We start from the raw sequence: 15,843 nt of genomic DNA on the forward strand, positions 1-15,843 counted from the left end.
TTTATGAAAGTATTTGCCATCGGCGACCTCCATCTATCTGGCAATCCTCCGACAAAGCCGATGGATATTTTTGGCCCGCACTGGAATGATCACTGGTCCCGCATCAAAGAGCATTGGAATGCCAATGTAAGCGATGAAGACATCGTCTTTCTCGTAGGTGACATGAGCTGGGCGCTCCGTCTCAATGAAGCTGCCTGCGATTTACAAGAAATTGCATCTTTACCTGGTAAAAAATATATGATTCGTGGCAACCATGATTATTGGTGGGCATCAGCAAACAAGATGCATAATCTCATGAGTGACGCTATTACCTTTATACAAGGTCACGGCACCGCAGAAGTTATCCAAACCGAAGAAGGGCCGCGCCTTATTGCATTCGGTGGAACGCGCGCCTACCTCTGTCCTGGAGACTCCCACTTCTCCCCAGAAACGGACCAATCCATTTACGATAGAGAACTGATGCGTACCGAAGCAGCACTACAGGAAATGGATAAGGCAATACATAAAGTACTTGAGGAACTCAGGACGGAAACAAAGGTCTGTATAACAGAATCATCCGGTTCTAAAAAGTCCTATTCACCAACACCTGATTCAATTAGAGATATAGAGAATATTCCTGTAACAAAGTTATTGTTGCTACATTACCCTCCATTTAACGAGTCCAACGCACCTTCGGGCTTTACGGATCTCATGGAGCAATATAACGTAGATATCTGCATTTTTGGCCACTTACACGATCAAATTTCTTTTAACCGGATTCCAAAAGAATTTGGTACGACAAAACTAGAGTTGGTATCTGCAGACTATCTAGATTTTAAGCTAAAGCAAATTATCTAAGGAGAGACCATGAGTCGTATTCATAAAGAACATTTACAAGCTGGCTATATCTTTGGTGACAATGTTAACCAAGAATATATTTACTTGCCTTCTGGTGAGGTAGGCACGGAGCATCCGTTAGCAGTCCTAGAAACACCAACGAAGCGCGAAGATATTACATTGGACGAAGCAGTCCATATGATTGATACCCTAACACTAAAACGTTGTAGCCACCCTACACTAGGTAAAAAATCATTTTAATAACGCCATCAATAATGTAATTAATTGAACAAAATAATAAAATAGCGGATAGTTGACTATAATCTGCACTCCAGAAAAGGATCATAATTTCTGATTTCTGAAAGTGCAGATTGTTATTAACTCAACTATCCGCTAGATGAAAAGAGGCTGTTTATCACGACTTCTTTTGTTTTTTCTTTAGTTTATAAAAGAACTATTTTGTTGTCTTCCTTTTAGTTTAAAAGGTTATTTCAAGACAAGTAATTACTTCGCATTACGCTCGATATGACTACCGTAAACATCTCTGTAATCATTAGTTTGCTTATTGTCTTTATTGTTTACACGAAGTCGTTCTACCTTATGACGGTCATTGTCTTTACCCGAGATTCGATCTACACGAGTGCGATCCAAGTCACGAAGACGAGCCAATTCAGGATTAAATTCGTTAATTGCACGTCCCATTTTGCCATCAATTGGAGCCCCCAATTGTAAAGCACGGTAAATAATCGCAGCATATTCATAACGAGTCATTGCGCGATCGCCTTTAAATTCGCCATCAGGATAGCCTTCAACAAGACCTTTATCAGCCAAGTCTTTTACATATTCATAAGCCCAGTGATTAGCTGGTACATCAGGGAAGTTCACATCTTTCATTTCATACTGAGGTGCCATTCCCATGGATGCTTTCATTTGTTGAATTTCTACATTTTGTGCTTTTACAATGGCCTTTAAGTCTTGAACCTCTTTAGCCAAAGCTACTCTAGATGTAGATACACCATTTTTTTGACCTAATTTCAATGAAACGCCAGCATTGACCATGTTTTCACCGTTACCCATGGATCCAGCTACGCTGAACATAGTGTCTTCATTTGGTCTGTAGAAAGCACCTAATGCCATCGCATTTTCACCGGCATAGTTACCGTAACCAGCCGCAAAATTCCACTTATCATCTGGATCAAAATCCAACGGATGAATGGCCGCTAATGCAGCTGCACCGGCACCAACTTTTCCTATTTTACTATTTAATAGGTTCACACCATTACTAATACCGCTAGTAGCTTGATACAATTGGCTACCGTTAACGGCATCTTTAGATGTAGCGGATACTTCACCATCGGCTACATTAGTGATTTTATTGCCACCATTATTTAGACCTTTATTGTCCAAAGAAACATTACCAAATTTAACTTTATCTACAGATACTTTGTAATCAGTACCACCAGCAGCATTTGTGCTTGTAGTTACAGTTACATTATTACCTGCAGAAATGCTAGTATGTTTTTTAGCTTCTTTTAATGCTTCTGTGGCTAAAGTCTTATTATATTCAATACGACGTTCATGACTTTCGATACGCTCACTATGATTTTCAATTCGAGCATCATGATTATCAACACGATTATCTAAATAATCTAAACGCTTATCTTGATTGTCAATACGTTTTTCTTGATTATTCATACGTTCAGTTTGATTTTTTAATTGAATGTCATGATTTTGAATTTGATCTTCATGACGAAGTAAATCAGCATCTTGACGAAGATTTTCTTTAGTTAAACGAGTAATTTGATTATCATGATTTACAATTAATTTATTATGTTTTTCTAATTCTTGACTATGTCCATTTAAAATATCTTCATGTTTTTGTAAGACATCTGTATGATCTTTTAATTTTCGTTCATTGTCGGCAATTTTTTCTTTATTTTTATCGATTTCATTAATATTATTTTGAATTAATGTATTGTGATTATTAAGAATTCCGCCCACTGTATTTGCTACTGCATATAATTGACTACCATTTATAGCATCCGTGCTATCGGAAGACACTTTCCCAGATGCTACATTAATCACCTGACGTTCTTTACCAGATGCACCAACACTCGTAACGCCGTTACGAGCTGACCCTACCCCAGCAAAGCCGGAATAGTTAATACCATTTATATTAGCTTGTGTTTCTGTTGTGGCAGCTCTATCGGTAGATGCATTGCCTAAGAGAACACTATTTCCTTGTGTTGACGTCACATTACTGCCCAGTACATATGTATTTGCTTGCGCTACGTTATTTCTAACCCCAAAAGCGCCAGAATCAATGCCAGAGACAGAATTACTGCTACCAATTCCAACTCCACCACGTGCAGTAATCGTATTACCTGAACCTAGTGCAACAGCATTTGCAGCACCAGCATTAGCATTATTACCTACAGCAGTTGCACTCTCTTCAGCTTTTGCATTATATCCAACAGCTACTGAACGATTTCCCTTTGCTCTAGCATCATTACCATATGCTGAAGAGAAATTACCAGATGCCTCAGCATTAAAGCCAGTAGCGGTACTTGAAATACCACTAGCCTTTGTGCTATTGCCAACCGCTGTAGAAGCTTCAGCAGATGCTTTAGCGGATGAACCAAAGGCATTTGAATTACGCCCTGAAGAAACTGATCCATGACCTATTGCAGTAGCATTTTCACCTTCTGCCCGTGCACTCCGACCAATAGCATTAGTATTATTAGCAGTTGCCTGTGCACTTCGTCCGATAGCTAGTGAAGTCTCACCAGATGCGGTAGAAGACTGTCCTACAGCAGTTGAATATGAACCGGATACCGTATTTCTGAAACCTACTGCTGAACTATGGTCACTGGTAACCGTATTTTCATCACCAAAGTGACGTGAATACTCTGTCGGATTTCCTTGTGCTTCTACATGTAATACAGTTCCCGTACCTAACGCAAGTAGTATTGCCAATGATAATGCAACTTGTTTGCTTTTCATCGTTTACTATTCCTCCCTACATCTAAAATTATAAATACAACGGATAATATATTATCATTTATAATATATATTCAACAAAACTCAGCATAAAATATGTCCATTATTAAATAATGTATTATCATTATCCTTAACTATTATTGTACTTTAAATATTAAATGAAGTAAACGAAATTTTTAATAAAATCGATAAAAATATCAATTTTATCGATAAATAAAAATTCTACCAAATTCATCATACTATAAATTAATAGCATAATAACAATATAAGGAGATAAGATTTATCTTATCTCCTTATATTGGCTATATTAACTATATTCATTATACTAGCTATACTAATTATTCTAGTTATATTATTTGCTTTAGCTATATTACTTAAAATAGCTATATTGGTTATTCTAGCTAATCTTATTATACTAGCCTATTAGCCCAAGAATCCTCCATGACCCATAGCTATACAATCTTCTTTGGTGATTTCATCATCTGCGATGAGGCGTGGCACAATTTCATCAAAAGCAGTCGGTTTGCTGAACAATACACCACCTGGTACACCAAGAATTGGTGTGCCATCTGCACAGTAAGCAATGCAAACCATGGACCCTGGTAACACAGGTAATCCATAAGTAACTACGCGATCTGCATAGCGTTTAATCGCTCCTGGAGTGAGATCATCTGGGTCAACGCTCATACCGCCAGTGCAGAAAATGATATCTGCGCCTGCTGCTTTCACCTTGTCGATAGCCGCCACGATATCGTCTGTATTATCCGTTACAATTTCGTGAGCTACCTTTGTAACACCAAATTCAGCACAACGTTCTTCAATGATTGGTGTGAAAGCATCTTTAATACGACCTTCAAATACTTCAGAACCAGTCGTAACAATCCCCATTGTTTTGCGCACGAACGGCTTTACATGTAACAAAGGCTTACCATCAGCAATTTTTTTTGCATCTTCTACTTGTTGTTCTTCTAACAATAATGGAATACAACGCATACCTGCTAGTTTATCACCAGCTTTCACAGGTGTGTTATTAAATCTCGTTACAATAGTCAGTTCGCCAATGCTGTTGATAGCGTGTAAACGTTCCACATCGACCTTGAAAAGACCATCTACATCTGCAATGGCTTCAATTTTACCTTGCGCCATAGGGCCATCGTGCATGTTTTCGCCGCCTGCCATATGGTACAAAGCACGAGCTACATCCTCTTCGTGCAAGAAACCTTCATCTTCCGGTTCCATCACAAAGATATGTTCCTTACCAAGGTCTAACAATTTTGGAATATCCTCTTCTGTGATAACATGACCACGGCGGAAGGGCGTGTCTTTCACCTCACCTATGACGATTCTTACGAGATCGTGTAATAATATTTGCCCTACGGCATCTTGTGTTCTAATAGATTTCATAATATCTCCCAAGTCATTAATAACAAAATACGTTACTGTATAACATCAAAATGTATTTAATACTATTATTCAATATTAATATGTTTAAATAGTACAGAGTAGACGCACTAATAGCATACCAACCCAACAGAGGATTAAGCCCCCTACGACTTGTACTGCACCGTACCATAATGCTTGTACATAGGATTCAGCCATCATAAGCTGTAGCATTTCAAAGGCAAAGGTTGAGAAGGTGGTAAATGCACCTAGCCCACCTACAACGAGGAAGAATCTCGCCCATTGAGGTAGATCTGGCTTTTGCATATAAAGGCCTAAGACTAGACCGATAATGAGGCAACCAACGAGGTTTACTACTACCGTACCATACGGAAACGAGCTGACCTTTGTCATAACCCATTCACCGAGAGCCATACGGCATAAGGCCCCAGTGGCGCCACCGAGGGCAACGGCTATATATTTTTCCATATTGCCTCCTCTACTTAAGATAACATACTAGATGGTATGCTCACATTACTATAGCATACATGTAATACTACTTTCACAATTCGTGTAATTATCTGTAATAACCGATAATTATCTAGTTTTCTATATTAGTCAGATGCTAACAATCTCAGTATACTATATTTAGAGAGTAGGGAAAAGGAAGGAGTCCCTATGAACCCCTCGTCTACACCACTCACCGAACTGCGGATCAACACGTACGAAGACCCATTTTTACAACATCAATATGTGTGTTTAGGTCATAAAATCGCCATTATTCGCGTATCCCTAAATATGTCTCAGCAAGAGTTAGCTCGTCACATTGGTATCAGTCGCAGTTATTTAAGTAAATTAGAATGTGGTACAGGCATCTCCGGCATGTCTTTGGAAATTCTTTTTAAAATCGCTCAAGCCTTTCAAATCAACGTAGGTCAGCTCGTAAGACTGCGTGTTGTAGACTATAAAAACTGTAATGCTCACCTAACATCACACTATAAACGACTAGAGTTTCTAAACCACACCAAAAGGACGTCTCAAAACAAAACAAGAACAAACTAATCCGATAGGCTAAAATAGCGGTTAATTAAATACAACAAATGATACCTAATTTATATCAAGATACGCTAAATACTCTAAATGAAAGTTGAATTAACTATTCAAAATAACAATCAAAAAAGCTCCGTCAATAGCGGAGCTTTTCATATGTCATTATGCCTATTACAGCATCAGCAGGCATTATACTTCATTAAGTTTTTTATGTTGTACTTCTGCATTTGCTTTTTTGAAGATAAATGCATTGTTAATATGCTGACGCATAGCTGTTTCTGCAGCAACTTCGTCGTGACGTTCAATAGCGTCTACGATTTGATCATGTTCGTCATCACAGTCATGTGTACGTACAGCATTGAAAGAACTGATGTACATGTCGCGATTAACGCGTTCACGGAAACCTGCTAGATAATCTACAATGCGTTCATTGCCAGAGTAATGAGCAATCATTGTATGGAATCGGCTATTCACATCAACACGTTCTGTGGCATCTTCAATTTCATGCATTTCTTTACAAAGGGTTCTTAGCTCTTGTACTTGCTCAGGTGTAGCATGACGAGCACATAATCTAGCACCAAGTCCTTCCATTACTTCACGAACTTGGTAAAGTGCTACGATTTCTTCTGGCGTGTCAGCTTTTACAGTAACGCCTTTCCAAGGAACGATAACTACGAGATTATCTTTAGCCAATTTGCGGAATGCCTCACGTACAGGTGTAGCACTCACTTGTAATTGTTCTGCAATCTTTACTTCGTTAAGCTTCTCTTGAGGCATCAATTCGCCTGTTAAGATAGCTGTTTTTAATGTTAAATATACTTGTTCACTGAGAGGTAATCTTTCGATAGAATCCACTGCGGACAATTTGTATTTATCTTTTGAACTTTGTCTTCCCATTACTAGCCCCTAAACCTTACTAACCATTCATGCTTTCAGACTTTCAAAGAACGGTTAAAATGAGTATAATATAGTATACAACATATCTTAGACAGTATGTTGTGCGAAATTAAGTGCATACATTACAATTATAGAACTCATCATTAAGACTGTCAATTTAACTATAGATAATAGCTATATCTCATTTTTGAAAGTAAGGAAGTATACTATGAGCCGTTGTTTGATTATCATCAACCCTGTCTCAGGAGGCGGTGCAGCGCGCCGTTACGCCCTCGATTTACAATGGAAATTGAGTACCTTGTTCGAAACGATTGAGGTCAAATTCACCAGAGGCGAAGGCGATGCTACACGTTTCGCTAAGAACGCTTGTGAACGTGGGTTTGATGCCGTATTTTGCATGGGTGGTGACGGCACTGTTAACGAAACCGTTAATGGTATTGCCCAAGGTGGATTCTCCTGTACCTTTGGATTTATCCCCGTTGGTACAGTAAATGATATGTCTCGTGCGCTCGGCATTCACCAAAATCCAACACAAGCTATCAGGCGTATCGATATCAATGAAACTCGAACCATTGATATCGGCCGTTGTAATGATCGGTATTTCTGCAATAACATTGCAGCTGGCGTTATTCCTAAAGTTGTAGATGAGGTTACACCAAAGGAAAAAAGCATACTCGGCCCTCTTGCGTATTTCTTGCGAGCAGGCCAAGCGTTGTTCACTACAAAGGACTACACGTACCGCATCAAAACAGAGAACGACGATTTCATCTGCAAATCCCCTCTCGTTTTAGCCCTACTTACCAATGTAGTGTCTAGCTTTGAACGTTTTATGCCAGAAGCCTCTGTAGATGATGGTTATATGCGTATTATCATCTTCAAGGAATATTTTATCCTCGATATTCTCAGCGTATTACCACTCATTATCAGTGGTGCCATTTATAATTCTCGTTATACAACGACATTAACGGTGAAAAAAGCTCATATCGAACTTCTATCTGACGTCGATGATTTATCGACTAATATGGATGGTGATGCAGGTCCGGATATGCCTGTGGATATTGAAGTATTGCCACGCGTACTCAAAGTATTTGCACCTGCAAAGCACAAAAAGAAAAAAGCCTTAAATCTGCCTAAACTACCACATATATAATAAGTAATTGGTAACACAAAAGCTCTCTATCAAAAGATAGAGAGCTTTTGTGTTTATTAATTTATAAGAATCTATGCGCATTAGTCCACAATGATTGCATCATGCAAGCGGAAGCTATAAATATAGCATGCTTTCACGGGCATCCCCGTCAATCGCTGCAAGGCCTCTTTATAGAGGTCCATTTGGATTTTATAGCGCTTAATGAGTTCTTCTCCGGATGTAACGCGATCCGTTTTATAATCTACGAGAACCCATTCACCGTCCTCTTCAAAGGCCGTATCAATAATACCTTGAAGGAACAGATTTTCCCCGTCCTCTAAAGTATCATATACGCGTTTTCCTTCAAAGAGCATGCTAAACGGCAACTCTCGCTCGATACGTTTTGCATTGATAAGGCGCTTACCAAGATCAGAGCTGAAAAATTTATACAAACTTGTATCGCTTAATAAATTTCGTTCTTCCTCTGTGAAAGTCCCTTTAACCACTAGTGCATCAAGCTCTTTTGTCAAAGAAGCTTGGGTATACTTCACAAGAGGTAGCCATTGCATAGCCTCATGCATCAAGGTCCCCCATTGAGCACCGGTCAATACATCTTCTTCAAACTGTAATGCTTTTGGTTTTCGACCGAATACGGAATTTGCTAGGTCATCTGCTGAAACTTCTACCGTTGCAATCGGTTCATTTAGAGTATCAATAGTTCCTGCTTCAAGTTCTCGTTCTTGGAATCGTCGTTTCAATTCACTAACGGAGATTTTTGCGGTTCGGCGAGTAGCATCATTGTACGGATAGCTATAGTTAAATCGGTCCACGATTTCCTGAGGTAATTCTACGGAATTAACAGCTTTTAACTCCCGTACCTTGTTGATCGTTGTCTCATCGATATCCGCTTTGTAATCGAGATCACCATAGAGCGAACCATCATAGATTTCAACCTTTAAACGGCACTGTTTATCCGGCAAATCAAAATAAGTTGGCCCCTCATACTCGATGGCTACGCGCAATGGATTGCCACCATCTAAATGACGAGCAAAGCCCATGATTATCCAATCTAGATAGGTATTAGCTTGTGTAATAATATCTGTCGGTAACTGTTGAGTTTCTACAGAAGCCGCATTTTTAATAAGCTCACCTATGGTGCTTAACACACCTTTAGAATTTTTAAAGCCCTTAATAAAGCCTGTCATAAACAGCTTATCTCGTGCCCGTGTCAAGGCAACATAGAGAATGCGCTGCTCCTCCGCCTTGAGGGCTGCTTCTTTTACGTCTTTCACATAAAACCAAGGCATGGTCGGGAAGGACACTCGAATATCTGGAAAATACCCTTTCAAACCAAGGCCTGCATTTTTATCGATAAGAAGCTCTGAACGCAAGTCCATCATGTTGAATCGCTTTTGTACACCAGATAGGAATACTACAGGGAATTCAAGGCCCTTGCTCTTATGGATGGTCATGAGGCGCACCACATTATCCGCCTCGCTCACCACATTGGCAAGAGGCATATCTTGGTTGCTGTCGCGCAAGCTTTCCACAAAGCGCAAGAACCTAAAGAGCCCACGGAAGCCAGAGGCTTCATAGCCCTTGGCTCTATCGTATAATGCGAGCACATTGGCACGACGAACGAGGCCATTCGGCATAGCTCCCACATAGTTTACATAGTCTTGAGATTCGTAAATATCCCACAGCAAATCGGTCACGCCGTGACGACGCGATAAGGTGCGCCACCTTTCCATATGCCCAATAAAGGCCAATAAACGCTCATCTTGAGCCTCTTGTGCATAGGCTGGCATAAGAGACCATAAGGATCCCTCACCAGACAGGCGCAATGCACCTAGTTCGTTGGCATCAAGGCCTACCAGGCCAGAGTGCAACACGGCAGCCATCGGCAAATCTTGTTCAGGATTATCTATGATGGATAACAACGCCAATAAGAGTTGAATCTCTTGGGCTTCAAAGTAACCGTCTCGCTCATTTACCACCGCAGGAATCCCCGCTTGACGCATGGCTTCTACGGCACGCGTGCCCCAGCCCGCCAAGGATCTGCGCAAGATAGCAAAGTCTCGCCACTCGATTTGACGGAATGTACCATCTGGATTTTGCACCTGCTTCTTAGTAGCATGGATTTCTTTGATTTTTTGAATGATAAAATCTAGCTCACGCTCGTTGTTTTCAGGATCATCCCCTTCATCTTCGTCACTTTCACTAGCACCAAGGGTATCCTTACTCACATCTAAGAGCTGTAATTCCACGTCACCACCGACCCAATCCTCTGGCGCATCCTCTACGATACGGCCAGGAATGAGCGATTCAGCCTCTGTGTAATTGAGCTCTGCCGCGTCTTCCGTCATGATTTGATAAAACAAAAAATTCGTTGCAGCCAAGATATTTTCGTGAGATCGGAAATTCTTCGCTAGGTCGATACGACGTTCTACCGCATCATTGCCGCCGTACGTATTATATTTCTCCATGAACAGAGAACTATCGGCCATACGGAAACTATAAATAGCCTGCTTCACGTCCCCCACGTAGAACCTATTATCGATACGAGAAATCAAGTTGATAATCGTCTCTTGCACGCCGTTCGTATCTTGGTATTCATCGACCATGATTTCTTTGAACGTATCTTGGAGCTCCTTCGCCACATCGGACGGCTGAGGGTCATCCTCTGTACCAGGTTCAACGAGAAGGGCCAAGCATAAATGCTCAAGGTCGCTGAAATCCATGATGCCTTGCTCTTGTTTCATATCCCGATACGCTTGGTGGAATGCAATCGTTAGCTCTACAAGGCCTTCTATGATTGGATATTGAGCCTTAAACTGTTCTTGCAAGGTGGCTTCCGGAACGGTGAATATAGCGGCTTGCATAGCTTTAAGGTCATCTTTATTTTGACCGCCCAAAGATTTAAACTCTGCCACCAATATAGGATCATAGGCTTGCGCCTCTTTGGAGCCCATGCGGAACTGATCCTTAATAAAGGTATCCATATGTTTACAAGCTTCCCCCATGTCGTCCCAAGTTTGAGCCGCTGAAAGCATGCCTAGTGCAGCCAGTTGATTATCGTATATATTTTGCCATTTATGAGGCCCTGTCGGATCGAGCAAGATTTGTTCCATCCGCTCTAAGCGCTCGCGAATGCGATCGATGACAGCCATGTGATTCGACCACATATATTCACCCCACAACGTATCGCTAGGGTTTATGGTCATCGCCTCTTTATAAGGCTCTAACGCTTTTCGTAGCCATCCATCTGGATTGGCGAGGGACATGGCGTAGTTATACAGGGACATAATCTTCGCCGTTAAGCCTGCATCGGATTTATCATCGCTGAAGAAATCCGCTAGCTCATAGATATTATAAAGGCCCTCTTCATAGGATTTAGTTAATAAATCGGCTAATACCTCTTGTTGTAGCAATGCCATTTCTGCTTCATTGCCGATGCGCGCTGTCGGATTAATGTCGAGCTTATAGAAATAGGAACGAATCACCCATTGGCAAAAGGAGTGCAATGTAGAAATATGAGCCGAGGGCAACAGATTGAGCTGTCGTTCAAGGCGCGCTTGTAGTGCAGCATCATCTGTAGATTCCATGGCTTTAGCCAAGGCAAGGCCAATACGAGCGCTCATCTCTTGGGCCGCAGCCTTTGTGAAAGTTACAACCATGAGTGCTTGAACAGATAAGGGATTATCCATGTCCTTAAGGCGCGTAATAATGCGTTCTACTAGGACCGCTGTCTTACCTGAACCGGCAGCGGCCGCAACAAGTAAGGTCTGATTATCTAAAGAGGAGTCCTTAGGCGCTATGATGGCAGACTCCTGCTCTGGCGTCCATTTAACACCCATGGTTTTCACCTCCTTTGCTACTATTATTTCCGTCGTTTAAGACCTCTTTCATCCGTTCTAATGCATCATCTTCGGACAATTTAGACAAATAATTATATCGATTACGGCTAGAGTCAAAGCGACATACCGTTCTGTAGTCGCAGAATGTACAAGGTCTAAGGCCATTCAATTGATATGGCTTAATCGGGAACTGCCCTTCCCCAATGTGACGACCCGTCTCAGCCATCACGTGATTTGTATAGCGGCACATTATGTCAAATTCACCTGTAGACTTAACCTTCCGCAAATCTCTGCTAGAAATGGTTTGATCTTTTTTCGTAGCAATCGGCACATAAGGCCCTCGCTTAGATCCATAGGACAAGAACTTATTGTCAATATGCGTCAACAACTCTATATCATCGGAGAAGTACCCACTGTTTTGCCAAGCATCGCTTTCATTAGCCAACGAAACGGCATCTTCATAAGATATAGGCGCATCAGCAGGGATTTTAGGGTTCTTCACGTAAGAGTAAACCACCGCCGCAGGGGACATAGATCCGCCATGTGTTTTACCATAAGCGGACTCCAAAGCCAACAGATAGGTCATGAGTTGCAGTTTAAGTCCATAATAGACATCTTGGGCCGTCACATGAGCACCACCCGACTTGTAGTCGATAACCATGCCATAGGTTTGATCATTTTTTGTATATTCGTCGATGCGGTCAATTTGACCGATGAGTCGCAAGTAACGGTTTTCACCAAGAGGGACTCGAATAGGATCCCAGCCACCTTGACGACCAAAGTCTTGCTCTAAATACTTCGTATCAAAATCGCTGCGCTTAGACCACTCTATGAGGCGGTCTACCGTCACATGTAATGTTCTCTGTACACGCTGTTCAATGGCCTTTTGGTAGGCATCGCTCGTTTCTTCACCTAGCTGATTTTCTTGCAAGATTTCGTCTGCCACAGTACGGCATAGATTTTCTTGTTCCTCTTCGTCGAGGTCACGCCATTGTTTGTTATTTTCTAATAGATAATTACCTAAGCGCTCTAAATTAGCATGTAAGAACGTACCGATTTCAGGAGCTCCAAAGGAGCGTACTGGACGTGGTTCTAGTTTCAAACCATATTGGGCATAGAACTTAAACGGGCATTGTTGGTATCGTTCAAGGCGTGTCACAGAACCAGACATGTAGCCTTTAGACAAGAATAGACCATTCACTAAATCCTGCGTTATGACAGGCACATCGTTGTTATCTCGAATGCCACGTGACACCTCCGCTAAACGAGGACGATAGGTTTCGCTTTCACGAGCCCAGTTATAGAGTCCCCACCAAAGAGGATTGACCTCATAACCACTAAAGAGAGCCCCCCAACGCTCAGATAGCAATGACAGACTTTGGAGTGGGCGCCACACGTAATCTGCCTCTGTATCAGGTGCAATGGAGAGAGGAATATCTACTGCCTGATCTATGTACCCAAGAGATTCTAATCGTTTCACAACGAGGGATGGCTCAAGACCTGTTCCATCCTCACCAGAGCCCGCATAGGACAAGGTCAACGAATCAGACGCCCGTGTCATGGCGAGATATAATAGGAAATTCTCGTTGAAAGCCTTCGGCAAGGCCCCTTCTGCTAAGGTAATTCCTGCATCGGCCAATTCTTGACGCTCCTTATCCTTAATGAGCCCTTCATCGCCCATACTTTGAGGGAATACACCTTGGTTGAGACCCATTACAAACACCTTAGGCCACCACTGGCTGTAGCCACGTTCGATGGTAGTAATCACCACATGATCTAAAGAAGGTGGAATCATAGAGTAGTTTACATCGCTAAGGCCTTCTTCGAGGAGGAGCATCATCTCATCCAGAGTCAATATTTCATCCTTCATGACCATAGAAATTTCGTCTATAAAGGAAAGAACCGCATTATACATCTGTTCATGACTAGCTTTGGATTCTTGATCACCTATAGTTTCTGCGTCCTTCGCCCATTCATAGAGCCGCTCTGGCACTTGTAAGATTTCTAATAAACCATAAAGTTGTGTACCCCACTCAGCCCCTGTATGACCCTCCGCATTAGCAGCAAAGTCAAACCATGGAGATAATATATCCATAATGGTTTCTCTTGCTTTGTTAACACGTGCTCTGCGTGGTGCATCTACGTGGCTCTCTTCATCTTGCCCCTCATGAAAGCCTCGTAGGTACGGCCAGCTTTCACGTTCCCATTTATAATGGTCGATACCAAACTCGAGAACGTAGTTCTCTAACTCATCTACAGCCTCACGAGTAAGCGGCATCAAGTCCGTCTTGAGCAATAGAAACATGCTGTCCCGACTATAGTTATGACGCACGATATCAAATAGAGCCGTCAATAGCTCGCCTAATGGATGGTTTTTCATAGGCCGCTGACGGTCAATAAAGTGCGGAATGCCGTAGCGAGCAAAAACCTTTTCTAAAGTGTCACCATAGCTTTCAGACTCGCGGAGCATAATACATACATCTCGGTAACGAGCCTCTTCAGATGAGTCTATATAGGCTAAAATACGACGAGCCACCGCATCGGCTTCGCGTTCCCTGTTATAGCCTCGAATAAGCGGAATCATTGCATCTGTAGTATTTTTCTTACTAGGGCTAGCAAAATAATTAGCCTCTAGCGCTTGAACGATTTGAGGTCCTCGTTTCCCATCAAAGCCAACCCAGTTGATACTAGAGCCATAACGAGCAACTAAGGTGTCGTAAATCTCTAAAGGGCGGCTGAAGAGATGCTCCCCTCGACGAACTAGATTTAACGCCTTTGGGGCCATCGGTAAATCGATAGTAATAACGGCTTCCTTTGCCAAGTCAAACAAGGTATAAATCAACTCGTAGTGTGTGGGCGTAAACCAATGAAAACCATCGATAAAGACGTGGCTATTCTCCATGAGAGGAGATTGTGGCAAAGCCTCTACGATTTCCATGATAGGATCGATGTCGCGCTCCCCATGACGACTGAGTTCCTCTTCATAGGCGGACATACAGATAGCTAGCTCGCGCAATTTCTTTTGTAATACATTATTTTTAACAGATTCTGCCCCTCGTTCTAGATCAGCAGGGCCTACACGGAAGGCGCGGAATTCAGAAAAGAGCTGTTGCAATACGGAGGAAAACTCAGGCCGCTTTGTAGCCTGTTCTAACAGCCCCAGTTCCTTTTGCTTTCGTTTCATTACAAGGCGCAACAACATAGACCGGCCAAAGCTTGATAAACTTGATTGACCAGCCCCTTTTGAGCCTATAGATTGATATACCTGATAACCCAAACGCCCAAAGCCTACGACACGAACCGTAGTAAAGCCTTTTTCAGGCATAAATTCAGCTAGCTCCCGTTCTACCCGATAGGTGGCAGGTTCAGGAACAAGTAAAATTATTGGTTCCCCTGGACAATCTGTCATGACCTGACGTATGCGCTCATATACGGCACGTGTCTTGCCTGATCCAGCCCGTCCATAATAGACGCTAATACTCATGAGACCTCCCTAGTGAAACTTTCACCATCTCAATTGATGTAATTCACAAATGTATGTTGCTCATATCATTTAACGCATTAGATATAGCACTACACAAATTAGTTGTAGCACTATACGAATTAGATATAGCATTAAACGAAGTTTTTCGATATAATAAATTACTATACTGATTATTATTATATAGTAATATGACATTCTATGGCTAATTGTACAATATTTGACTCATCTGA

At 41.7% G+C, this 15,843-nt stretch carries 10 protein-coding genes; 4 read left to right on the forward strand and 6 right to left on the reverse strand.

The genetic code is table 11. The annotated features are described in order from the left end of the window. Positions 1-3 precede the first annotated feature (3 nt). Positions 4-837, forward strand: a complete 834-nt coding sequence (locus DW000_RS03040; protein ID WP_004698105.1) for a metallophosphoesterase — start codon at positions 4-6, stop codon at positions 835-837. A 9-nt stretch (positions 838-846) separates the two neighbouring features. Continuing rightward, the gene (locus DW000_RS03045; protein WP_004698256.1) at positions 847-1,077 is read left to right on the forward strand and encodes a hypothetical protein; all 231 of its coding nucleotides are present in this window, start codon (positions 847-849) and stop codon (positions 1,075-1,077) included. 243 nt (positions 1,078-1,320) lie between these two features. Here DW000_RS03045 and DW000_RS03050 read toward each other — a convergent pair whose 3' ends face one another. The 3 genes from DW000_RS03050 to crcB all read right to left on the reverse strand — a co-directional run bounded on the left by DW000_RS03050 (position 1,321) and on the right by crcB (position 5,685). Further along, positions 1,321-3,819 carry an S-layer homology domain-containing protein gene (locus DW000_RS03050; RefSeq protein ID WP_004698239.1) on the reverse strand — a complete coding sequence of 833 codons (2,499 nt, stop codon included), beginning with the start codon at positions 3,817-3,819 and terminating at the stop codon, positions 1,321-1,323. A gap of 420 nt (positions 3,820-4,239) precedes the next feature. Continuing rightward, the gene (locus DW000_RS03055; protein ID WP_004698147.1) at positions 4,240-5,220 is read right to left on the reverse strand and encodes a molybdopterin-binding protein; all 981 of its coding nucleotides are present in this window, start codon (positions 5,218-5,220) and stop codon (positions 4,240-4,242) included. An 84-nt stretch (positions 5,221-5,304) separates the two neighbouring features. Beyond that, the gene (crcB, locus tag DW000_RS03060) at positions 5,305-5,685 is read right to left on the reverse strand and encodes a fluoride efflux transporter CrcB (protein WP_004698140.1); all 381 of its coding nucleotides are present in this window, start codon (positions 5,683-5,685) and stop codon (positions 5,305-5,307) included. 189 nt (positions 5,686-5,874) lie between these two features. On the opposite strand from crcB, the gene DW000_RS03065 reads away from it, so the two are divergent. Further along, positions 5,875-6,258: a helix-turn-helix transcriptional regulator gene (locus DW000_RS03065; protein WP_038150489.1), complete on the forward strand. Its 384-nt coding sequence runs from the start codon at positions 5,875-5,877 to the stop codon at positions 6,256-6,258. A gap of 177 nt (positions 6,259-6,435) precedes the next feature. Here DW000_RS03065 and DW000_RS03070 read toward each other — a convergent pair whose 3' ends face one another. Then, positions 6,436-7,143, reverse strand: a complete 708-nt coding sequence (locus tag DW000_RS03070) for a GntR family transcriptional regulator (protein ID WP_004694848.1) — start codon at positions 7,141-7,143, stop codon at positions 6,436-6,438. Between the two features lie 208 nt (positions 7,144-7,351). Here DW000_RS03070 and DW000_RS03075 point away from each other — a divergent pair, with 208 nt between their 5' ends. Continuing rightward, the gene (locus DW000_RS03075) at positions 7,352-8,293 is read left to right on the forward strand and encodes a diacylglycerol kinase family protein (RefSeq protein ID WP_008602199.1); all 942 of its coding nucleotides are present in this window, start codon (positions 7,352-7,354) and stop codon (positions 8,291-8,293) included. Positions 8,294-8,373: 80 nt separating this feature from the next. Here DW000_RS03075 and addA read toward each other — a convergent pair whose 3' ends face one another. Then, positions 8,374-12,129, reverse strand: a complete 3,756-nt coding sequence (gene addA / locus DW000_RS03080) for a helicase-exonuclease AddAB subunit AddA (RefSeq protein WP_004698261.1) — start codon at positions 12,127-12,129, stop codon at positions 8,374-8,376. Beyond that, positions 12,119-15,613: a PD-(D/E)XK nuclease family protein gene (locus DW000_RS03085; protein ID WP_120054959.1), complete on the reverse strand. Its 3,495-nt coding sequence runs from the start codon at positions 15,611-15,613 to the stop codon at positions 12,119-12,121. The genes addA and DW000_RS03085 overlap by 11 nt, the downstream gene beginning before the upstream one ends. Positions 15,614-15,843: the final 230 nt, after the last annotated feature.

Origin of the sequence: Veillonella sp. AF36-20BH, assembly GCF_003602765.1 — a bacterium.
Lineage (GTDB): Bacteria > Bacillota > Negativicutes > Veillonellales > Veillonellaceae > Veillonella > Veillonella hominis.